Source organism: Actinomadura kijaniata NBRC 14229 (assembly GCF_001552175.1).
GTDB lineage: Bacteria > Actinomycetota > Actinomycetes > Streptosporangiales > Streptosporangiaceae > Spirillospora > Spirillospora kijaniata.
Map to the genome: position 1 here is coordinate 45,773 of NZ_BCQR01000015.1, position 20,509 is coordinate 66,281.

Below are 20,509 nucleotides of genomic sequence, written 5' to 3' on the forward strand. Positions count from 1 at the left end.
CCGTGCCGGGCTCTGGAGCCGCTGGTGCTGTTCGCGGTTGGCCGCAGACGTGGTGGCAGTTCCGCAAGGTGCCGCCGGAGCTGGCACGCCGCTACCGGGTGACCGCCGTCGGCCTGCGTGGCATGGGAGGCTCGGCCAAGCCCGGGTCCGGTTACGACAAGGAGACGACGGCGGGCGACATCGTCGCCCTGATCCAGCATCTGGGACACCGGGCGGCGTTCGTCGCTGGGCACGACATCGGCGCTTCGGTGGGCTATCACCTGGCGGCGTCCCGGCCCGCGACGGTGCGGCGTCTGGCCACCCTCGACCTGGGAGTCCCCGACGCCTCCTGGCTGGACATCCCGATGCTGCCCGCCACCGACGAGCAGGTCGCCGTGCTGGCCAAGGGCCGCGGCGGCTACCCCTGGTGGTACGCGTTCAACCAACTCCGGGTTGGCGGGCGGGCCGCGGGCGCCGTGGGGGCTGACCCAGGCCGCCGCCATCGGAGTGTCGCGGGAGACCGCGCGCGCACCTGGTGGACCGCTACCCGCGCCCGCGCCGCCGCCCCGATCGCCGCTGCGGCCGCCGACGCGCTGCCGGTGCCTGATGGGCTGGCCCCCGACAGCGCCCCGGGCACCGCCGGGTTCTTTGCCCCCCGGCGGCGACCAGGCGGGCCAGCCGTGGTGGACGCTGCCCAAGGTCCGGCCGCTGTGGACGCCGGGCACCATCGCTGCCTGGGCACTGACCACCGGACGGCCCTGGCACACCGGCGGCGTGTTGGAGGGCCGGTACCGGCACCCGGCGCCGATGTTCGTGGGCCTGCCCGCCCTGGAGCAGCCGCTGCCACGGGTGCTGGACCGTCTGGTGGAGGTCACCGCGCACGGCGTGGGGGGCCAGCAGCGTGCACGCGTGCATCTTCGACAGGCCGGTCTTGCTCGACGGCACCCACACCGGGACGGCGGCCGACGAGCCGGCGCCGCACCGCACCGTGGTGGTGCTGACCCAGCCCGACGGCGGCCTCCTGGTGCTCACCGTGCACGGCGAGGACATCGCCGCCGGGCAGTCCGGCGGTCCGCGCCGTGATCCGGGACGCGTGTGGTTTTTCGGACTGTTCGTGTGGGCGGTGGCCGGTTCAGGACGTAGAGGTCTTCTGGGTGCGCCTGGTTTTGTCGTCCTGCGGCGTCGTCGCGGGCGCGTTCTTGTGAGGCCGTTGTGGGCGCGTCCGCATGAGGTCGTGGACACCAGAGCAGCAGCACCGCCCGCCCCACCTGAAATGTTGCGGATATGCACACTTGACGCACGTCAATTGTCCCGGTCTGTTCCGCCGATGAACGATCGCAGGACACACCGCGGTCAGCGGAGATCGCGGTCCCTGCCGGCGCCCTTGAAGCGCCGTGCGAGGAGATCCGATGCCCTCCACCCGTCGCCCCATGCCCGACAACACCACCCCGGAGTTCCAGGCCGAGGCGTTGGCCGCGGCCAACGCCTACCGGGCCGCCCACCACGCGCCGCCGCTGGTCATGGACCCCGAGCTCAACACCTACGCCATGCAGCGGGCCGCCTCGCGCTCGGAGCAGGAGATGCTCAACGCCGGCCACGACGACCTGCGCAAGGGCACCGGCGAGAACATCTTCTGGGGCGCCACCACCGGCACCACCCCCTCCAGCGGCCAGGCGGCCGTGCAGTCCTGGTACGACGAGATCAAGGACTACGACTTCAACAAGGCCCAGTTCAGCTCCAGCACCGGCCACTTCACCCAACTGGTCTGGAAGGCCACCACCAAGGTCGGAATCGGACGCGTCTCGGGCCAGGGAGACAGGTACTACGAGACCTACATCGTGTTCGTCTTCGAACCCCCCGGGAACATGGAAGGCGCCTTCGCCGACAACGTCCTGCCGGCCTGAACCGGCATCACCGGTGAACCGGTAAGCGAATCGTCGCCCACCCTCCTGTGCGGTTCCGCCCGACAGGGCCCGTCGAGCACACGCTCCACGGGCCCTGTCCGTCCAACCGCCTGTCTGTCGGGGGTCAGCCGGAGTACGCCGGAAAGAGATCATCGCGCAGGTCAGCTCATCCTTGTGGCACCAGCCGGTGAGCCGATCCATGACATCCAGTAGAAGCTCCTCGGCGGGATCCTCCTGACCATCCACCGCCCGCAGGTTGATGACGAGCCAGGCCGCGTTGCAAGCCTTGAGAACGTCCTCCCGTTCGGTACCCCGCGCACCGCGTCGGTGGCGATCTCCACCATGCGCTTGAACTGGCCTTTGTCGGCCGCCTGGAGGAGGGCGTCGGCCATGCCCTGATCGGCTCCGAGCGCGCCCTCACGGATGCGGTCCAGGACGATCTGGTCTTCGGATCTCTCTTCCACCGGCCGATTATGGAAGGAAGTGCGCGACTCGTTCTCAGGAAGCCATCCGTCCAGCTCAGCGGAGTCCTTGTGGAAGAGCCGCACCCGTCGGCGAACGCGCGGGCGAAGCTCCGCTCGTACAGTTCCCGGCCGGTGTGCATCTCGCTGATGGCCCAGCTGCCGCTGCGCAACGCCGCCAGCGCGGTGCGCTCGGTCTCGGCGTCCAGGCGGGGCCAGGGCGTCCACGGCCGGGAGCGGACGGGCGCGCCGCCGTACACGGCGAGTTCCCGTTGGCCCGCCCTGCCGCGCAGCGCCTCAGTCATCCCTCATCACCCATCCCTCGGAAGATCCGGTGGACACTGTGACGTCCGCCATAGTGATCATCGGGGGTCCCCGGCGATATCCGCGATCGGCCGCCCGGAGGTGCGGACGATCGGGCGGGCCGAACTGCGCCCGACACCGGTATCCCGCCCGTTCCGGCCGCCGCTCTACGCTCCAGGTCCCAGCCGCGACGCGAAGGAGGGACGCGCATGCCGTTCCCGCAGACGCACGGTTTCCTTTTCGACGACGGGCCCCGGGGGCGTGTGCTCGACGTCCCCCGGTACGCGTTCGAGGTCGCGCTCGCCAAGGCCCGGCGGCGCAATCCGCCCTTCCCGCCGTGGTGGCGGAGGTACGTCGGCTCCTGGCAGACCTTCGCGCCCGAGCGGGCCGGGCCGCCCGCGAACGACGCGCGGGAGCGGCCGCTGATCTTCGGTCTGTGCCAGGCGTGGAACGAGGACGACGTGATCTACGCGACCGTCCGCAACCTGTTCGGCCAGGGCGTCGACGAGGTCTTCGTCATCGACGACGGCTCCGACGACGACACCGCCGCCGAAGCCGCGGCGGCCGGGGCGACCGTCCTCCGGCAGCCAGCCGGCGGGGCCTTCAACGAGGTCCGCCGGACCGAGCGGATCGCGCGGGTGATCGACGAGCGGACGGCGGCCGCGGGCCGCCCGCTGTGGTGGATCATGGTGGACGCCGACGAGTTCCCCCGCGGTCCGGGCCGGAGCACGATCCGTGAGCTCGTCGGCACGCTCGCGCCCGAGGTGGACACCGTCGGAAGCCGCGTGCTGGAGCACTATCCGAGCCGGTCCTCCGCCCCGGAACCGCGCCATCACCCGATCGACGAGCTGCGCATGGCCCGCCCCTACCTCAACCCCGCCTGCCCCGCCGGGCATTGGAAGCACCAGCTGCTCCACGTCCGCGCCCCCGGCGACCTGCGGTTCAGGATGGGACGGCACACCATCGCTGCCCCGCCCGACCGCAGACCCGTCGTCGAGAGCCGGTCGTCGCTGCTGATGCACCACTTCCCGCTACGCGGCCGGGAGCGGACCGAGCGCCGGTTCCGGCAGGCCACCGCCCGGTCCGGCCGCTACGGCGCGGGCTCGGACAAGCTGGTCGGGCAGCGCACGGAGCTCAGGTTGCGCATGCTCGAACTGGCGTACGAGGAAAAGTACGAGCTGATGCCCACCATGTTCCCCGGCCGGCGGAACAGCGGGTTTCCCGTGCACGACTGGCGGGAGCTGGTCGAACCCGCCGAGCGGGAGCCGCACCATCGTCCCGGACTGCCCCTGTGACGCCGTTCACCACACCCCGGTGATCATTCCGGCGGCGACGGTAGTGTGGGTGGCCTCGTCGATGAGGATGAACCCGCCGGTCAGCCGGTTGCGGCCGTAGTCGTCGACGAACAGCGGCTGGGTGACCCGCAACGAGATCCGACCGATCTCGTTCAACCCCAACCCGGTCGCGGTCTCATCGCGGTGCAGGGTGCCGCCAACCGTCCCTACGGTGAGGGGGCGGTGCCAGTTCCCCGGACCCTGTTGGGTGAGCTGGTGTCGCACGCTCTTGACCAGCGTGAACATCCCCGGCTCGTCCTCAACCAGCCAACCGCGCTCGGTCAGCCGCTTGAGCTTGCCGCACAGCCCCTGGACCTTGGCCGCGGCCTCGCCCCGCCCCGCCCCGACGCCGGCGAGATCTTGCCCGCCCGCATCGCGCCGTCGGCATCGGCCAGCACTTCCCACACATCCCGACACGCCCGCGGCAACACCGACACCCCTCTCCCCGGCTCCCACCGCGGCACCAACATCACACCCCGCCGTATCGCCTCGGCTTCCGGCCCGGGGCCCATGGAGTGCCCGCCGGAGGCTTTTCGCTCCCCGGTTCCAGCTCGGCCACCTGGGAGGCCTCACCCACAACCGTGTTCACCGTCTTGTGTGTGAGCTCAGCGCCGACAGCCAGTCTTCCTTGTCCTCCAACCGCTCCTGCACCTGGGCAAACTGCCGGCAAAATTCCTCGATCTGCTGCCGGGCCTCCACTTACCGTCGCGTCAACTCCTCCTGCCACAACACCACCCCCACCTCACCCGCCCGCACCCACAGTGGAAACCAATCCCGCATTCAAACAGCCCAGGCACCAATCCCCAGCTCAGCAGACCCTTAGAGGAGAGCCACACCCATCCCAGATCGCTGCGCGGCTGGGCGTCAGCCGCTCCACCGTGGCCGGGCACCTGCGCCGGGCCCGCCGCGAAGGGCTGCTGTCGAGCTGAGCACGCTTGAACGGACGCAGGGCCAAGTGGGTGTTGAACAACCGCTGATCTTGGTTGAGTGCGGGGGTGCGGCATCCACGGCGGGACCCATGCCAGACCGGTCCAGGCCATCCTCGCCTAGAACGCTGACACACAGTGCCGACCATGCGACGCTCAGCCAAAGCAGTGAAGCGGGAAGGCAACAGAAGCGAGATGAGCGACCACGCACGATCCAACGGATATACCCGCCGCCGCGCGTTGGGCCTTGCAGGTCGCGGCGCCCTCGCCACCACGGCGGCTGTCGCCGGGCTACTGACGGTGTACCAGACACCCGCAGCGGCGGCGCAGAGCAACTGGAAATTCTGCCGCCGCTGCTGCGGCCTGTGGTTCTCGGGAAACAACACGCGGGGCGGCTGCCCGGCGGGCAACCTGTTCGACGGTGGCCATCACCTTGACGGCAGCGGCAACTACGTGCTGAAGGTGCAGGCCGACGGCGGTGCCGGCCAGGACGGCTGGCGGTGGTGCGCCCAGTGTCAGGGGCTGTATTTCGGTCTCAACGCCGGGCAGGGCATCTGCCCAGCGGACGCGTCCCTTACTCCCGGCCCTGGCCACTATCCGATCAGCAATCCCTCGTTCGGAGTGTTCATCAACTCGGCCTTGTTCCGGATCGAGGACGTGGACCATCGCGACGGCCCGGGCGGCCAGAGCCAGTGGCGCTGGTGCGTCAAGTGCGCGGGCCTGTACTTCGACGGCAACTCCCCGGGCGCATCCGGCGTCTGCCCCGCCGACCACCGCAACCACAGCAGGGCGGGCAGTGGCGACTATGTCCTACGGCAGTTGTAGTCAGGACGAACGCTGAGCTTGTCGTTTAACCACCGACGTCAGTTGATCTCGCCTCTGGTTAGATGCTGATCGGCAGGTGGATACCGTCCTGAAAGATCAGCTCCTTCGGGATGGTGTCGTATGTCTCGCGCACGTATCCGCCGTAGCCGGGCTCGTCGACGTGCGGAGCGATGAGGTCCAAGAGCGTGACGAGCTGCCCCATATCGTCGTCGAGTCAGCAGTCGCGGCTGAACAATCCCCAAGAGTGCTGCGCGGCCTCGGCGGCGAGTCCTCGAAGCTGTCGTTGCAAGGAGGCGAACTCACCGCCGGGCAGGCGGCTGCTGTCCGGGTCTGGCTCAAGGAGGGATAGGCGTGCCCAGTTGGGTCCAGGCTCGTTGGAAGTTCGGTTTCCAGCCCGAGGTGCCAACGCAGGGCGGCCAGGACTGTTCCTGGAGTGTCCTCGCGGAGAAAGCAGGTAAGGACGACTTCGTAGTGGAGGCTCACATGGGGATTGTGCACGGTTGCGGATCAGCATGACGTCCTTGATGCGCTTGCCGTTGACGATGATGTAGACGGGTGCGGCAGGCTGTAGTGGTCGAGGCATCTCGTCGTCGGGCGGCCGTCGTCTCATCCTCGGATTTGGATGAGGACCACCAAGAACGGAGACGACGGCCGTGGTCCCCACTGTGACAGCCGTTCGTCCAGGCATCACCACCTGCGAGAACACCCGCACCCCGACGAACACGGGCCTGGCCAGACTGTCGGGCTTTCGTGCTGAGCTGTATGCGTGTCTGCCACGGTATGGCGATGAGCTGTTCGAGTTGTGCCAGGCGGTGTTGTGCGCCGACGGCCCGGTCCGCACGCTGGTGGATCTGACGTTGGCACCCGAGCGTCGGCGTGGACATGGCGCGTTGTATGCGGGTCTGAACCAAGGACAGGTCGATGTGGGGCGATGGCGGTGGGCGCTGGCCGCGGCGCCATTGCCGCGTTCGGCGGACAGGGAATTCTTGGTGACCGCTGTCATGGCCGCGCGGGAACCGTGCCCTGCGGATACCTCCGCGCCGCCACCCCTCGTGTCGCACTGGGTTAGAACCCAAGCTGAGTGGCTGTTCGGGAATCCGGCTTGCGGTCGGACGGCCCGGGCAGGGGCTCGGCGGCCTCGACCATGTTGCGGGCGAACCGGTCGAACGTCGTCACGGTGAACTTCGACCCATCCCACAGCGGCCAGAGCCTGTTGGAGGTGGTGGGAACCGTGATGTGCATGATCGCGTCCTACGCGGTGCACGTGGCGGCCAGGACGAAGGAGACCGATGAGTTCGCAGTTCACGATCTACAGCGTGAGTATTGAAAACGTGGCCGCCTTGATCCGGCGTCCCGCACCCGGCACGGTGGAGACGAGCCGAGAGCGGGCCGCGGCCGTCGACGCGCGTTGGGAGCTGGACGCGCCTCGGACGATGGTCGAGGCCGTCGATGACATCTTCGGCGATCGTCCCAAGGACCCGGAGGCCGGCCACGTCTATGCCCTCGTATGGAAGGACCTGATCGAGTACGACGAGTCGACCCGTTTCGATTTCGGGCCACTGCGGCTGGGCGCGCAGTACCTGCAAGAGGCGAGCGAGGAGTTCGAGAGTGCCGGCGTGCCTCGTGAGCTCACGCCAACGGGATTCATGTACGACCATCCGTTCGCCAGTACGCCGCTACCGAGGCACATGCCGGTCATCGGGCATGTGCCGGCCGCTCGGGTGCCGCAGATGCGCCAGGCGTACGGAGAGATCGTTGACCAGGTGGTGGCGGCCGACCTGGTCAAGGTGCTGTTGGCCGCGGTGGACGAGACGCTCGACTTCAACGCGTTCGCGCGCGAGGTCCCTGATGGACCGCTACCGCTGCGCGACCTGGTCACCTTCTACGGCTGACCGCGCCAGGGCGTGTCGTTGTGCGCGGCGGCTGCCACCGCCTCATCTTCGATCGGACGCTGTGCCGGGAGGTGGTCATGTCGGATGCGACGTGGCTGACCGACCATCAGGTGGCGGTCCGGCAGAAGGGCCTCTCGTCGCCGGGCAACCGTCGTTTTGTTTTCGGGCCTGTGTGAAGGACCACCGAGCATGACATCGATCGGCTCTGGGGCGCCTTGCCAAGTGCTGGCGATGTCTCACGGACAGCCATTTCCGATGTCCACTTTGCCCCGGGGTCTGAGAGGCAGGGCCGCTCGCACGTGAACGGGACCGCTGCCCTGCCTGGGCGGATGAGATCACAAACAGGCTCCAAGGAAGGTCAGGCCATGGCTTCGGCCTGTTCGCGGGTGCGGGCCGGGTCGGTGCCCGGCGTGTGGGCGGGGGCGAGGGGGAAGCCGGTGGTTCCGGCGGAGACCCTGGCCTGCGCCTGCCGGAACTCCCTGATCGGACCGATGGTGGCGTGGACGCCGTTGAGGATCAGCCAGAGGGCGGTGCGGCGCGCCCGCAGCTCGACGGGGTTGGGCGAGCGGTGCATGACCATCGAGGCGGCCCAGTGGGGGAGGGTGTCGCGGATCGCCCAGTCCATGAACGGGCCGGTGAGCGGGGTGGTGGGGGCGTCGCGGAGGTTGGGGCCGGTGCGGGCGGCCTGGCCGTGGGTGAGCGCCAGGCAGGGCAGGTGCGCCTTGAGGCAGTCGAGGGTCTCGGCCTTGGTGGTGGGCAGGTCGGTTCCGCCCAGGGCGTGCCCGACGCGGACGAACTCGCCGTAGTAGCGGTCCAGGTCCTTCCCGCGCAGCGGGCGGGGGTGGTAGCGCTCGTGGGCGGTGGCCAGCCCCCACACGACGGTGGCGTAGTTCCAGCGCAGCCATCGGGGGTCGTCGGCGTCGTAAGCCAGGCCGTCGGGACGGGTTCCCTTGACGGTGTGGTGCATGGCGCGCACGGTCCGGGCGAGGCGTTCGGCGGTCGCGGTGGAGCCGTAGGCGGTGCCGATGAAGAACGACAGGGAGTGCCCGAACCGAACGGCGGCCCCCTCCTGGTCGAGTGCGCCGGTCGGTCTTCCGTCGTCGTCCTTGGCGATGAGCCGGGAATGGTGAACGCCCATCCAGTAGATGCTGGGGTCCAGCCCTTCCAGGAAGGCCGCGCACGCCAGCCCGAAGGACAGCAGGGGAGTGTGGGAGTGCACGTACCACACCGCGCTGCCGGGGCCGAACCATCCCGGGTCGCCCTCGGGCCCGGCGAACTCCAGCCCCCTGAAGAAGCGGGACCTGACCTGGGTGTCGAAGTGGTCGTCGAACCGTTCGGCGAGAGGCCGGACGAGTTTGCGGTGAGGCAGGGGGACCATGCCGACTCCCAACTCTGGCTACAGGTGTGACCAGAGTAGGGCATTTCTGGCTACGGGTGTAGCCAGAAGTGGGATGGATAGGCTGGGCCGGTGGCGAACGACACGAGGACCGCGGCGACCCGATGGGCCGGCGTCCCGCTGGCCGCCCGGCGCGAGGAACGCCGCGCCCGGCTGGTGGAGGCGGCTTTCGAGCTGTTCGGCACCCAGGGCGAGGCGGGGGTGTCGGTCCGCGCGGTGTGCCGGGCCTGCAGCCTGCACGCCCGCTACTTCTACGAGAGCTTCACCGACACCGACCAGCTCCTGGGCGCGGTCTACGACACGGTCGCCTCCGAGCTGACCGGACGGCTCCTGACGGCCTTGAAGGCGGCCGGCGACGACCCGGCGGAACGGATCCGGACCGGCATCCGCGGCGTGCTGGACTTCAGCTCGGCCGACCCGCGCCGGGGCCGGGTTCTGTTCACCGAGGCCCGCGCCAACCCCGTGCTGGCCGCCCGCCGCCAAGCCGCCCAGACCGCGCTGATGGACGAGGTCCTGCGCCAGGAGACGCGCACGCGTCCCGCCGTCGACCCGCGCCTGGCGCGCGTAAGCGCCGCGATGTTCACCGGAGCGATGGTGGAACTCGCCCAGCAGTGGCTGACCGGCGGCCTGGGCGATGATCTGGACGCCGTCGTCGACCACGCCGCCCTGCTGCTGGCACCGCACGCCCCATAAGAGAGGCGCGGCGCTCTCGCCCACCGAACGAGCCGTCGGGTGCGGCCGGGCCCTCCGCGCCGGTGACCATGAGGCGGTCAAGTCGATCTTTCGAAGATCTACTCACCTTCCGTCATCGACTCGATCCGGCGGGTTATGGATGGAGGCGCGAACAGACGACGAGAGGAGCGAGCGCATGAGGATGCTCGGAAAGTCCGTGGCGCTGACCGCGGCGTCTTCGGTGGCGGCCGTCGCTCTGACGCTGCCCGCCGGCATCGACGGTTCCACCGCCCGGACCACCGCCTGGAAGACAGGGGACGCCGTTTTCACCAAAGACCAAACTGGCCAGACCCAGGCACCGGGCACCGGCGCGTTCGCCTAGCCGTCCGGCGGTGAGCGTCGCCGGGCGACGCTGAGCGGCGGTCACCGCGAAGCCGCCCTCCGGCTGAGGCCGGAGGGCGGCCGTGCTCCTGAGCAGGGGTGAAAGCGATCTGGAGCCGTTATGAAGGCGTGGGCCGGTTGGCTCTGAATCTCAATCGTCAGGTCCGGACCAAGGGCCCGTCCCGACCTCGGTCGGATGATCGAGCGGTGGGAGGTCAACCCCCGTGTTCTGCACCTGGAGGCCGGTCCCGAATCGGAGATGGGGCGCCGCGCCCCATCTCCGAACGGCCCGTCACCTTCTCCGCCGTCCGATCGCCAGGGCGACGGCGGTCGTCGCGGCGAGCAGGCCCCAGGCCGGTGTGAAGCTGTGGGTGAGGTCCCGGACCAGGCCGAGGAGCGGCGGCGTCAGGATGATGACGACCTGGTTGACGGACATGGCGAGGCCGAGGGCGAACCCGGTCCGGTCCGGGGGCGCCGACTCGGCCACGTACGCCACCCACGGGCCGTACCAGCCGAACCCGAAGAACCCGAGCCAGACGACCAGGACGCAGGCCGCCGCGGGGGAGCGGCCCAGCGGCGTCATCAGCGCCGCCGTTCCCGCGGCCACGGCGACCATGCAGGTCATGACGCAGGCGTACCGTCCCGACCGCAGTCGGTCGCTCCAGGCCGCCAGCCCGACGCGACCGGCGACGCCCGCCACCTGGACCGCCACGAAGACGCCGACCGCGGTCCCGGCCGGGATCGCGGCGACCTCGTGCAGGTGCAGCACGGTCAGCACGAGCACGCCGGACTGGACGGAGATCAGGCTCGTCCCCGACAGCATGATCTTCACCATGGACGGCTCGCGGAGCATCCGCAGCCGGGCGCGGACCTGCGCCGCGAGCGGGAGGTGCGTCCCGCCCGCGGCGACGGCGCGGCCAGGCGGCCGGCGGTAGAGGCCGAGGAAGGCCCCGGCGCCCAGGAACGCGACGAGCCCGCCCGCCACCAGCGTCGCCCGCCAGCCGTGGGTCGCGGCCAGGAAGGGCAGCACGGTCGCGGAGAACGCCCCGCCCAGCGGCGGGCCCGCCTGGCGGACGCCCATCGCCAGCCCCCGCCGGGAGCCGTCGAACCAGGTCGCCACCGACTTGCTCCCGCCGGGCTGGACGGTGCTGTACCCCGCGCCCACGACCAGCAGCACGAGGAGAAGGGCGGTGTACCCGGGCGCCAGGCTCCCCGCGCAGAGGGCCACGGCGACCAGGGAGAGACCGGCGCCGACGACCCAGCGCTCGTTGTGGCGGTCCAGCAGTTCCCCGGCCACCAGCAGCCCGACCAGCGGGACCAGCTGGGCCGCCGAGATCAGCAGCCCGAGCTGCGCCGTGCTCAGGTCGAGGTCGCGTTGCAGGTGGACGCCCATCGCCCCGATGCCCTGCACGAAGAAGCTGGCGGCGGCCTGGGTGAAGGTGGCGACGCCGAGGATGACCCACCGGTAGCGGGACGCGTCGTGGGCGGGGTCGCGGGCGGGCCGGACGACGGTCATGGCCGCCAGTACAGGGCGGGGTCGGGGTGGTCCACGAAGCCGAGTTCGCGGTAGAGCGGCGCGCCGTCGTGGGAGGCGTACAGGTCCACGCGGGCGACGTCCTGCTCCCGGAACCAGTCGAGCAGGCCGCGCATGATGGCGCGGCCGTGGCCGCGCCGCCGGTGCGCCGGAGCGGTGACCATGCCGATCACGAGCCCGACCCGGCCGTTGCGCAGGTGCGGTCCGGGCAGCCGCGTCTCGACGACGCCGATGCCGCAGGCGGCCAGGCCGTCGTCGCCGTCGACGACGAGGGCCCGCATGGTGCCGTCCGCCAGCCGTTCCTTCAGGACCACGGCCAGGGCGTCCCGCCACGCGCCGTCACCCGACGCCGGGTTGAAGTAGTCACCGCCGAGGGTCTCGAACAGCAGCGCCCGCAGCCGCACGAGTTCCGCGACGTCGTTCTCCGTTGCCGGCCGTACGCCGGTGTGTTGTGCCATGCCGACCACCCTGCTGTAATGGGCTTGTGCACCTCAACCCTTACGGCGAGGATGCCGTGAACCTCGCCGCCGACCTCGCCAACCGGCGCCCGGCGTCCCCCGGGGAACTCGCCGACCGCTGCCGCGCCGCCGGGCTGGTACTGGAACGCCCGGTCTCGCAGGAGGACCTGGACCGTCTCGGGGCGGTGCTGGACGCCTGGGAGAAGGTCGTCGACGCCACCGACGAACGCGAGCGCGCCGCCCTGGCCAACCGGATGCTGGCGGAGGCCGCCGCCTACCCGCGCCTGACCGACCACGCGGGCGGCTGGCACCTGCACTACCGCGACGACGGGCAGCCGCTCGGCGCGGTGCTGTTCTCCCTGATCTCCGTCGGCACGGCGCTGCACCTGGCGGGACGGGGCATGCACCGGCTGCGGCGCTGCGCCGTGACCGAGTGCGACACGATCTTCGCCGACACCTCCCGCACCGGTCGGCAGCGCTACTGCTCCCACCGCTGCGCCAACCGGGACGCGGTCCGCCGCCACCGCGCCCGGACCGCCGCCGTCCCCTCGGGGGCCGCGACCGGCTGATGGCCACGATCGGACGGCCGGTCCGGTGAGTGGCCCCCACCCCGGCGAAGGTGCGGAGTCGTCGTCGCCGGGGTTTGGGACGCCACGAATGCGGCGGGGGGCGTGGCGTTCGGCGGCGACCTGCGCGATGTGATCGCGCGGCGCCGCCGGAGGCGTGACGTTACTTCGCATTGACCAATTAAGTCAATGACCTGTTTCCCGTTATCTGAAATCGCCCCCGGCTGGCCGGGAGGGCCCGAAGCGAGCCGGTAACGTCGGTCCCCAGCCCTCCATCGAAAGTCCCCGCTGCGACCTCCGGCACTGTTCCCTCTGACGGAGAAGAAGGCGAATGCAAGTCCTGGTCGTCAGCCCACCCAATTCCAACACCGTGATCGACGGTGCCTCGTGCACCGTCACCAGGCCCGAAGAGCACACCGACTGGTCCGACTTCCCCAACCTCGGGGTGCTCACCCTGGCCTCGGCGCTGCGCGCCGTGCCCGGCGTGGAGCCGGTCTACGTCGACGGCACCGTCGTGCCCTGGCCGGACGTCCTGGCGCACGTCGAGGCCAACGCCGACGACATCCTCGCGATCTGCGTCAGCGCGCTGACCGCGACCTACGAGGCCGGCCTGCAACTGTGCGCCGCGGCCAAGAGGATCGACGAGCGGATCGTCACCGTCTTCGGCAACGACCACCTGACCGCGCTCACCCGCGAGTGCCTGACCTCCCGGACGCGCGTCATCGACTACGCGTTCGTCGGCAACGAGGTCGTGGGAGGCTTCGTCGACCTCATCCGAACGCTGAGCGCGGGTGGCGACGTCTCCCCAGCGGACCATCCGGGGCTCGTCGTCCTCGACGGACAGCGGGTCGTGACCACCCCGCAGCGCGAGGAGCCCATCCACACGGCGATCGACTACTCGCTGCTGGACCGCGTGTTCGAGCACTCCAAGCTGTACGACGAGAACTTCCACAGCCGGGTGGTGCCGACGTTCGCCCGCCTCACCGGCCGCACGGTCACCGCCGGGGCGCCGGTCGAGATCGGCCGGGGGTGCATCAAGTTCGCCCGCGACGACGCCTGCTCGTTCTGCTCGATCCAGTACGGCGGCATGTGGCGGAACTCGGTCCCCGACGCGCCCGCGGCGTGGGCGCTGGTGGAGGCGGCGTTCCGGGCGGGCTACGACTACCTCTACCTCACCGCCGACGAACTGCCGCTGACGTTCGGCAGGCTGCTCCGGGAGATGGCCGGGTCGCCTCCCGGCTGGTGGACCGACCTCCCCGAGGACGGCCGGCCGGTGATGGTCGGTTACGCCCGCGCCGACGGCCTGTCCGACGAACGCCGCGCCGCCACGTTGCGCGGGCTCGGCGTCAGGCAGCTGATGGTGGGCCTCGACGCCGGAACACCGGTGTCCCTGCACGCCATGAGGAAGCCGCTGGTCCCGATCCGGGACGCCGCGTCGGGCTACCGGGCGGAGCTGATGTTCGAGCACAACGTCCGGGCCCTCCGGGTGGCCCGGGACCAGGGGCTGCTGCTCAAGGTCGGGTTCGTCGTCGGCCATCTCGGCATGGACGCGACGCTGCTACGCGAGAACGTCGACTCGATGAAGGCGCTGCTCGACACCGCCGCGGGCGGCGTCGCGGCGCTGGACGTCGAGGTCCTGTCCCCGGAACCGGGGTCGCTGGACTTCACGATGCTGCTGGACCCCGACCGCGCCCGCGACCGCGCGGCCGGACTCGGGCTGCGGACGCCCGACCGGCGCGTGCACGAGGCCCGGGCCCGCAAGTGGAGGGGCAGGGACGTCATCGACCGCGAGGAGGCGATGGCCGACTACGTCGAGTCGGTCATGCCCGGACTGACGCTCGAGGACCTGGCGGCGGCGCGGGCGGAGGTCCGCGACCACGGCCGGAGCCTCGGGGTGACCATCGGCGCCTGAGCGGGCGCGTCCCCACCCACTCCAGGGAGAAGCCCTCGTGACCGTCGCCGGACTGCTGGCCTTCGCGGGCCTGTGCCTGGTTCTCGCGATCACCCCGGGACCGGACACGTTCCTGGTGCTGCGCTGGGGGCTGTCGAGCGTGCGGGACGGGATGGCCTCGGCGGCGGGCTCGGGGGCCGGCTCGCTGCTGTGGGCGGCGACGGTCGCGTTCGGCCTGTCGGCGTTCCTCCAGCGGTCGGCGGCCACCTTCACCGCACTCAAGATCGCCGGAGGGCTGTACCTGCTCTACCTCGGCGCCACGGGGCTGCGGTACCGCGCGCGGCGCCACGGGCCGGACGAGGAGCCGCCCCGGAAACCCGCGGCGGCGGGCGTCGGCCCGGCGCTGCGGTCGGGGCTGCTGTCCTGCCTGCTGAACCCCAAGGTCGGCCTGTTCTTCCTGGCGGTCGTCCCGCAGTTCCTCCCGGCGGGGGACGTCACCGCCTTCTCGATCATGGTGCTGGGGGTGATCGACGCCGTGGTGGCCTTCGCGTGGCTGGCGCTGGTGGCCGCCGCCGCGGCCCGGGCGGCGGCCTGGCTGCGCCGCCCCGCGGTGACGCAGGGGCTGCACTGGCTCAGCTCCGCCCTGCTCGCCCTGCTCGGCCTCGGGGTCGTGGCGGCGGCCATCTGAGACCGGCGTGAGACCACGTTCCCGAACGGGCTCCGACGGCATCTAGTAAGGGTTATAGTCTCATTACATCAGTTACGCGGAGGTGCCGTGAGGATCCCCATCAACGACTACGCCGCGGGCGCGGCGGTCGCGACCGACCTGGTCACCACCTCGCCCACCGTCCGGGTCACGGGGGACGCGCTGCCCGGTCCGGACGCGCTGGCGGCCTTCCTCGCGGAGCACGACCTGCGCCTCGACGCCCTCGCCGACGGCCGCCCGCCGACCGAGGAGGACGTCCGCGAGGTGCACTTCCTGCGCCGCGAGGTCCGGGGCGTCATCGAGACCGAGACCGCCGAGCAGACCGTCGCGGGCGCGTCGGTGCTGATCCGGCGCGCCGGGCGGGCCCCGGTGCTGGAACGCGAGGACGACGGCCGGTGGCAGTGGCGGGTGCCCACCGCGCCGGACGCGCCGCTGGCCGACGAGCTGGCCGCGTTCGTCGCGGTCGGGCTGCTGGGCGCGGTGCGGGCGCTGGGACACGACCGGTTCCGCGCGTGCGAGGCGCCGGGCTGCCGGGGCGTGTTCGTCGACACCAGCAGGGCGGGACGCCGCCGCTACTGCATGCCCGACCTCTGCGGCAACCGCGTCAACGTCGCCAACCACCGCGCACGACAACACCACCTGGAGAACGTGACCCGATGATCACATCGCCGCTGACCGACGCCATCCGGCTCCCCGACGGCACCTGGATCCGCGGCCGGGGCCTGCGCCGTCCCCTGCCCGACGGCCCCGCCCCCGAGGTCGGGCTCTACCTCGGCTCCGCCCGGCTGCGCCGCCGCCACGAGGAGACGCTGCGCTGGCCGCACACCTGGATCGACTGGCCCGACTTCCTGCTGCCCCGCGACCCGGGCGAGGCGGTCCGGCAGATCCGCGCGCTGCACGAGAAGGCCCGGTCCGGCGCGGCGGCCGAGGTGGCCTGCGGGGGCGGCGTGGGCCGCACCGGCACGGTCATCGCCTGCCTCGCGATCCTGTCCGGGCTGGACCCGGCGGACGCGGTCGCGTGGGCCCGCCGGCACCACCACCCCAAGGCCGTGGAGACGCCATGGCAGCGCCGCTGGGTGACCCGCTTCCCGGCGGCCTGACCCTGCCCCGCGTCCGCACGGTCGACAGGACGACCTCGGCGAGCGCACCGGCGTTCAGTCCCGGCGCGACATATGGGGACCGGGCCGTCGTGTTCGCTCGGCGGCCGGTCAGCCGTCGTTGGAACGGTCGGCGAGGGCGGTGGCCAGGACGCGGTGCAGGGCGGCGAGGTCCGCGGCCATGTCGATGTCCGGGTTCAGCAGCCACTGGAGTTGCAGGCCGTCGACGGCGGCCAGCAGCATCCGGGCGGCCCACGTGGCGTCGACCGGGGTGGCCCGCGCGGTGGGAACGGGCGGAGCGTCGGCGGAGGCCCCCAGGAACGCGGCGGTCCCGTCCCGGTAGCGCTCGTAACGCTCGGCGAAGTACCCGTGGGCCGGATGGTCGGGCTCGGCCGCCGCGGCGGCCACGTCCAGGAACAGCTTGACCAGGCCCGGCGTGCCGGCGTTGTGGGCGATCACCTGGAGCGCCGCGTCCGGGTCCTCCCGCACGTCGCCGTACGCCTCCGCGTCGGCGCGGTCGCGGGCCTCCAGCACGGCGGTGAGCAGCGCCTCGCGGCTGCCGAAGTGGTGCAGCACCCCGGCGTCGGTCATGCCGACGCGCTGGGCGATCTCCCGGACCGAGACCCCGCGGGTGCCCGCCTCCGCGTAGAGGGCCAGGGCCGCGTCCAGGATCTGCTGCCGTCTCGCCGTGGACTTGGCGTACGGGCCTCTCGGTCGGCGGGTGGTCACGCGGGGTAGTCTAACCATCCAAAAACCTTGCACTGCTAGGTTTTTGTTTCTAGGGTGGGGCGGCCGCGGACGCGGCGCCCGTTCGACGTCCCGACGCGAAGGACACCCGTGAGCACCGACCTCCGTCTTCCCGCCGACTTCCTGTGGGGCGCCTCCACCGCCGCCCACCAGATCGAGGGCGGCAACACCAACTCCGACTGGTGGGCCCTGGAGCACGGCGACCTCGGCTCGTCCCACATCAAGGAGCCCAGCGGGGACGCCTGCGACAGCTACCACCGCTGGCGCGAGGACATGGACCTGCTGGCCGGGCTCGGTTTCACCGACTACCGCTTCAGCGTCGAATGGGCGCGCGTCGAGCCCGCGCCCGGCGAGTTCTCCGCCGCCGCCATCGCCCACTACCGGCGGATGGTCGAGGGCGCGCTCGAACGCGGACTGCGGCCGATGGTGACCCTGCACCACTTCACCTGCCCGCGCTGGTTCGCCGCGCGGGGCGGCTGGGCCGCCGGCGACTCGGCCGAGCTGTTCGCCCGTTACGTCCGCGCGGTCGCACCGGTCTTCCAGAACGACGTCGCGCACGTGTGCACCATCAACGAGCCCAACATGGTCGCCGTCATGGCCGCGACCCGGTCCCTGCTGGAGGGCGGCGGCGCGTTCCCCGCCGTGGGGCTGCCGCTCCCCGACGCCGCCGTCACCGAGGCGCTGGTCCGCGCCCACCGCGCCGCGACCGCGGCGGTGAAGGAGACCGCCCCGCACGTGCGCACCGGCTGGTCCGTGGCCAACCAGGTCTACCAGGCGCTTCCCGGAGCGGAGGATGTGGCGGCGGCCTTCCGCCGCCCGCGCGAGGACGTCTTCCTTGAAGCGGCCCGCCGGGACGACTGGATCGGCGTCCAGTCCTACACCCGCAACCTCATCGGACCGGACGGCCCCCTGCCGGTGCCCGAGGACGCCGAACGCACCCTCACGGGCTGGGAGTACTACCCCGAGGCGCTGGGGCACGCGCTGCGGCACACCGCCGCGACCGTTCCCGGCGTCCCGCTGGTCGTCACCGAGAACGGCATCGCCACCGACGACGACGCGCGCCGCGTCGCCTACACCACCGGCGCGCTGGCGGCGCTGCGCTCGGCGATGGAGGACGGCGTCGACGTGCGCGGCTACTTCCACTGGAGCGCTCTGGACAACTACGAGTGGGGGTCGTACGCCCCGACGTTCGGCCTCATCGCCGTCGACCGCCGCACCTTCGCCCGGACGCCCAAGCCGTCCGCTGCCTGGCTCGGCGCCTTCGCGAGGACCCGCACTCTGCCACGGGCCGACTGACCGCTGGCGGCGGCCTCACCCCGTCCGGGTCAGCGGTCGGTCGCGGGCACCGGCTCGACCCGGGCGTTGCGGCGGACGTCGCTCCAGGCGCTGTCGGCGCAGATCCCGCAGTCCTCGCCGTAGAAGACGCCTCTGGCCCGCGCGTCGTCCATCAGGTGGTGGCGGAACCAGGCGGTGATCACCCCGCGGAAGCCGCCGCCGTCGCCGGTGGGGGTGAAGTGGGTGGCGCCGGCGCGTTCGGCGTAGATCGCCGGAACGTGGCCGCTGGCGTCGTAGAAGCCGCGCACGAGCGACGGCGGGACGATGGAGTCGTTCTGCCCGGCCAGGTAGAGGACCGGGCCGTGCAGGGAGGAGGCGCTGGCCAGCGGGCCCGGCTGGATCGGGACGGTGGTGTCGACGCGGTCGTCGGCGGAGGCGTTGATCGCGCCCGCGCCGCCCTGCGAGTGGCCCGTCGCGCCCACGCGGTCCAGATCGACCCTGCCGCGGAAGGGGCCGTCCGCGCCGTTCAGCGTGGCGAGCCGGTCGATGCCCGCGCGCATCTCCCGGCCGGAGTTGGAGGCGGGGGTGTTGGCGGCGGCGACGATGAAACCGTGGCTGGCCCAGTGCCGGAGCAGCCCGTCGTACACGCTCGGGGTGGCCCCGGTGCCGTTGCCCCAGATGATGACGGGGTGCCGCCGCCCGCTCGACGCGATGTCGCCCGGGTAGTAGAGCGTCGTGACCAGGCCGGGCCGGACCGCGACGGGGTGGGGCCCGGGGGAGTCCCACTGGTCCGCGGCGGGAACGGCGGCGGGAGCGGTCCGGGCGTCGGCGGTCGCGGGGGAGCAGAGCAGCGCCGCGACGAGCGTCGCGGCGAGGGGCAGGGAGCGGCGCATGGGACATCCTCGGCTTCGTGAGGGGGACGAGGTCCTGGGTGGAAGCACAATCTGCCACGCGCCGGAAGCGCTGTCCCTGCGCATTCGGGGCAATGTCCGCGTGAGAACATTGGGCGATGTTCCGATTCGCGCAGCGCATGCTGGCCCGGCTGCCCGAGCTGTCGCGCGCGGCGGTCGAGCGGTGCGCCGCGGAGGTCCCGTTCTACCGGGACCTTCCCCGCGAATCGCTGGACGGCGAGGTGAGCGGGGCGTTCACCGCGTCGATCCGGCTGGTCGCCACGACGCTGCGGGAGGACCGCGCGCCCGACGCGGCCGAGCTGACCGAGGTCATCGACTGGTCGGCGCGGCGCGCGGCCGACGGGCTGCCGCTGGACGCCGCGCTGTCGGCGTACCTGACCGGTTCGCTGGCGTGCTGGGAACGGCTCGCCGCCGACGCCACCCCCGCCGAGCTGCGCCGCTACGGTGCCCACGCCCTGCGCTACCTGGCCACGGTCCTGCCCGCCGTGGCACTGGCCCACCTGCACGAACAGCAGCAGCTCGAAGGCCAGCGCCGCGACATGCGCCACACCCTGATCTCCGCGCTGCTGGCCGGGGAACCATCCGATGAGCTGGCCAAACAGTCCGGGGTGACCCTCGCCCCCGCCTACCTGGTGCTCCTGCTCGCCCTGGAACCCAGGCCGTCCGACCCGCGCCAGACCGTCCGCCGCGTTCAGGCGGCCCTCGACGCCCACCAGCAGGCCGACGTGCTGGCCTCGCTCACCACCGGCGGCGGCACGGTCCTGCTGCCCGCCCCGCCCACCGGTCCGGAGGGCCTGCCCGAGCTGCTGGCGCGCATCGCCGACGCGACCTCGCGCCCGGTCACCGCCGCCGTCGCGACCGCACCGGAACGGTCGGCCGTTCCCGGCGCGCTGGAGGAGGCCAGAGCGGTGGCCGACCTGGTCGGCCGCCTGAGCCGGCCGCCCGGTCTCTACCGCCTGGACGACGTCCTGCTCGAATACCAGCTGGCCCGCCCCGGACGGGCCCTCGCCGGGCTCGCCGCCAAACTGGACCCCCTGGACGCCCGCCCCGACCTGCTGACGACCGTCGAGGCGTTCGTCCGGCACGGCCACAACCGCAGCCGCGCCTCGGCGGAGCTGAGCATCCACCGCAACACCCTCGACTACCGCCTGGCCAGGATCGCCAAGCTGACCGGCCTGGACCTGGCCAGTCCCGAAGGGCTGCGCCTCCTCGACGCCGCCGTCACCGCCCGCGCCCTCGGCTGACGCCGCG

General features: G+C 71.8%; 22 protein-coding genes and 2 pseudogenes. 15 read left to right on the forward strand and 9 right to left on the reverse strand.

Features of this window, described 5'->3' with window-relative positions:
- The first annotated feature begins 2 nt into the window (after positions 1-2).
- Positions 3-980 carry an alpha/beta fold hydrolase gene (locus tag AKI01S_RS54595; protein WP_369688703.1) on the forward strand — a complete coding sequence of 326 codons (978 nt, stop codon included), beginning with the start codon at positions 3-5 and terminating at the stop codon, positions 978-980.
- 408 nt (positions 981-1,388) lie between these two features.
- Positions 1,389-1,883 (forward strand): CAP family protein, encoded by a 495-nt coding sequence (locus AKI01S_RS06320; RefSeq protein ID WP_083999020.1) that lies wholly within the window; start codon positions 1,389-1,391, stop codon positions 1,881-1,883.
- A 161-nt stretch (positions 1,884-2,044) separates the two neighbouring features.
- Here the strand turns inward: AKI01S_RS06320 and AKI01S_RS06325 are convergent, their stop codons facing one another.
- Positions 2,045-2,347 (reverse strand): hypothetical protein, encoded by a 303-nt coding sequence (locus AKI01S_RS06325; protein ID WP_157419692.1) that lies wholly within the window; start codon positions 2,345-2,347, stop codon positions 2,045-2,047.
- A 509-nt stretch (positions 2,348-2,856) separates the two neighbouring features.
- Here AKI01S_RS06325 and AKI01S_RS06330 point away from each other — a divergent pair.
- Positions 2,857-3,942, forward strand: coding sequence for a glycosyltransferase (locus AKI01S_RS06330; RefSeq protein ID WP_067812817.1), 1,086 nt, complete (start codon positions 2,857-2,859; stop codon positions 3,940-3,942).
- 6 nt (positions 3,943-3,948) lie between these two features.
- Here the strand turns inward: AKI01S_RS06330 and AKI01S_RS48850 are convergent.
- A pseudogene (locus AKI01S_RS48850) lies at positions 3,949-4,134 on the reverse strand (elongation factor 1-alpha C-terminal domain-related protein); the annotation flags it as partial.
- 920 nt (positions 4,135-5,054) lie between these two features.
- On the opposite strand from AKI01S_RS48850, the gene AKI01S_RS06340 reads away from it, so the two are divergent.
- Positions 5,055-5,732, forward strand: coding sequence for a hypothetical protein (locus tag AKI01S_RS06340; RefSeq protein ID WP_157419693.1), 678 nt, complete (start codon positions 5,055-5,057; stop codon positions 5,730-5,732).
- 58 nt (positions 5,733-5,790) lie between these two features.
- Here the strand turns inward: AKI01S_RS06340 and AKI01S_RS52715 are convergent, their stop codons facing one another.
- A complete protein-coding gene (locus AKI01S_RS52715; protein ID WP_218009568.1) occupies positions 5,791-5,934 on the reverse strand; it encodes a hypothetical protein in 144 nt (47 codons plus the stop codon).
- 463 nt (positions 5,935-6,397) lie between these two features.
- On the opposite strand from AKI01S_RS52715, the pseudogene AKI01S_RS54600 reads away from it, so the two are divergent.
- Positions 6,398-6,703, forward strand: a pseudogene (locus AKI01S_RS54600) (transposase); the annotation flags it as partial.
- A 94-nt stretch (positions 6,704-6,797) separates the two neighbouring features.
- Here AKI01S_RS54600 and AKI01S_RS50225 read toward each other — a convergent pair.
- On the reverse strand, positions 6,798-6,974 hold the full coding sequence (locus AKI01S_RS50225) for a hypothetical protein (RefSeq protein ID WP_157419694.1): 177 nt from the start codon (positions 6,972-6,974) through the stop codon (positions 6,798-6,800).
- Positions 6,975-7,021: 47 nt separating this feature from the next.
- On the opposite strand from AKI01S_RS50225, the gene AKI01S_RS06350 reads away from it, so the two are divergent.
- Positions 7,022-7,624, forward strand: coding sequence for a DUF7691 family protein (locus AKI01S_RS06350; protein WP_067812820.1), 603 nt, complete (start codon positions 7,022-7,024; stop codon positions 7,622-7,624).
- 358 nt (positions 7,625-7,982) lie between these two features.
- On the opposite strand, the gene AKI01S_RS06355 is transcribed toward AKI01S_RS06350, so the two are convergent.
- A complete protein-coding gene (locus tag AKI01S_RS06355; RefSeq protein ID WP_067812821.1) occupies positions 7,983-9,002 on the reverse strand; it encodes an oxygenase MpaB family protein in 1,020 nt (339 codons plus the stop codon).
- A gap of 90 nt (positions 9,003-9,092) precedes the next feature.
- Here AKI01S_RS06355 and AKI01S_RS06360 point away from each other — a divergent pair, with 90 nt between their 5' ends.
- Complete coding sequence (locus AKI01S_RS06360; RefSeq protein ID WP_067812822.1) at positions 9,093-9,713, forward strand: TetR/AcrR family transcriptional regulator; 621 nt, start codon at positions 9,093-9,095, stop codon at positions 9,711-9,713.
- A 175-nt stretch (positions 9,714-9,888) separates the two neighbouring features.
- Entirely contained in the window at positions 9,889-10,074 is a 186-nt protein-coding gene (locus AKI01S_RS06365) for a hypothetical protein (protein ID WP_067812823.1), read from the forward strand.
- Positions 10,075-10,365: 291 nt separating this feature from the next.
- Here AKI01S_RS06365 and AKI01S_RS06370 read toward each other — a convergent pair whose 3' ends face one another.
- Both AKI01S_RS06370 and AKI01S_RS06375 read right to left on the reverse strand, forming a co-directional pair.
- Positions 10,366-11,589 carry an MFS transporter gene (locus AKI01S_RS06370; protein ID WP_067812824.1) on the reverse strand — a complete coding sequence of 408 codons (1,224 nt, stop codon included), beginning with the start codon at positions 11,587-11,589 and terminating at the stop codon, positions 10,366-10,368.
- On the reverse strand, positions 11,586-12,065 hold the full coding sequence (locus tag AKI01S_RS06375) for a GNAT family N-acetyltransferase (protein ID WP_067812870.1): 480 nt from the start codon (positions 12,063-12,065) through the stop codon (positions 11,586-11,588). The genes AKI01S_RS06370 and AKI01S_RS06375 overlap by 4 nt, the downstream gene beginning before the upstream one ends.
- Before the next feature lie 26 nt (positions 12,066-12,091).
- On the opposite strand from AKI01S_RS06375, the gene AKI01S_RS06380 reads away from it, so the two are divergent.
- The 5 genes from AKI01S_RS06380 (at position 12,092) to AKI01S_RS06400 (ending at position 16,328) form a co-directional block, all read left to right on the forward strand.
- Positions 12,092-12,634: a CGNR zinc finger domain-containing protein gene (locus AKI01S_RS06380; protein ID WP_067812825.1), complete on the forward strand. Its 543-nt coding sequence runs from the start codon at positions 12,092-12,094 to the stop codon at positions 12,632-12,634.
- 328 nt (positions 12,635-12,962) lie between these two features.
- A complete protein-coding gene (locus AKI01S_RS06385; protein ID WP_067812826.1) occupies positions 12,963-14,543 on the forward strand; it encodes a B12-binding domain-containing radical SAM protein in 1,581 nt (526 codons plus the stop codon).
- 37 nt (positions 14,544-14,580) lie between these two features.
- Positions 14,581-15,210 carry a LysE family translocator gene (locus tag AKI01S_RS06390; protein ID WP_067812827.1) on the forward strand — a complete coding sequence of 210 codons (630 nt, stop codon included), beginning with the start codon at positions 14,581-14,583 and terminating at the stop codon, positions 15,208-15,210.
- A gap of 87 nt (positions 15,211-15,297) precedes the next feature.
- Entirely contained in the window at positions 15,298-15,888 is a 591-nt protein-coding gene (locus tag AKI01S_RS06395; RefSeq protein ID WP_067812828.1) for a CGNR zinc finger domain-containing protein, read from the forward strand.
- On the forward strand, positions 15,885-16,328 hold the full coding sequence (locus AKI01S_RS06400; protein WP_067812829.1) for a phosphatase domain-containing protein: 444 nt from the start codon (positions 15,885-15,887) through the stop codon (positions 16,326-16,328). The genes AKI01S_RS06395 and AKI01S_RS06400 overlap by 4 nt, the downstream gene beginning before the upstream one ends.
- 108 nt (positions 16,329-16,436) lie before the next feature.
- Here the strand turns inward: AKI01S_RS06400 and AKI01S_RS06405 are convergent, their stop codons facing one another.
- The gene (locus AKI01S_RS06405) at positions 16,437-17,054 is read right to left on the reverse strand and encodes a TetR/AcrR family transcriptional regulator (protein WP_218009569.1); all 618 of its coding nucleotides are present in this window, start codon (positions 17,052-17,054) and stop codon (positions 16,437-16,439) included.
- A gap of 108 nt (positions 17,055-17,162) precedes the next feature.
- Here AKI01S_RS06405 and AKI01S_RS06410 point away from each other — a divergent pair, with 108 nt between their 5' ends.
- Positions 17,163-18,368 carry a glycoside hydrolase family 1 protein gene (locus AKI01S_RS06410; protein WP_067812831.1) on the forward strand — a complete coding sequence of 402 codons (1,206 nt, stop codon included), beginning with the start codon at positions 17,163-17,165 and terminating at the stop codon, positions 18,366-18,368.
- A 29-nt stretch (positions 18,369-18,397) separates the two neighbouring features.
- Here AKI01S_RS06410 and AKI01S_RS06415 read toward each other — a convergent pair whose 3' ends face one another.
- Positions 18,398-19,240 (reverse strand): alpha/beta hydrolase family protein, encoded by an 843-nt coding sequence (locus tag AKI01S_RS06415; RefSeq protein ID WP_067812832.1) that lies wholly within the window; start codon positions 19,238-19,240, stop codon positions 18,398-18,400.
- Positions 19,241-19,356: 116 nt separating this feature from the next.
- Here AKI01S_RS06415 and AKI01S_RS06420 point away from each other — a divergent pair, with 116 nt between their 5' ends.
- Entirely contained in the window at positions 19,357-20,502 is a 1,146-nt protein-coding gene (locus AKI01S_RS06420; protein ID WP_067812833.1) for a PucR family transcriptional regulator, read from the forward strand.
- Positions 20,503-20,509: the final 7 nt, after the last annotated feature.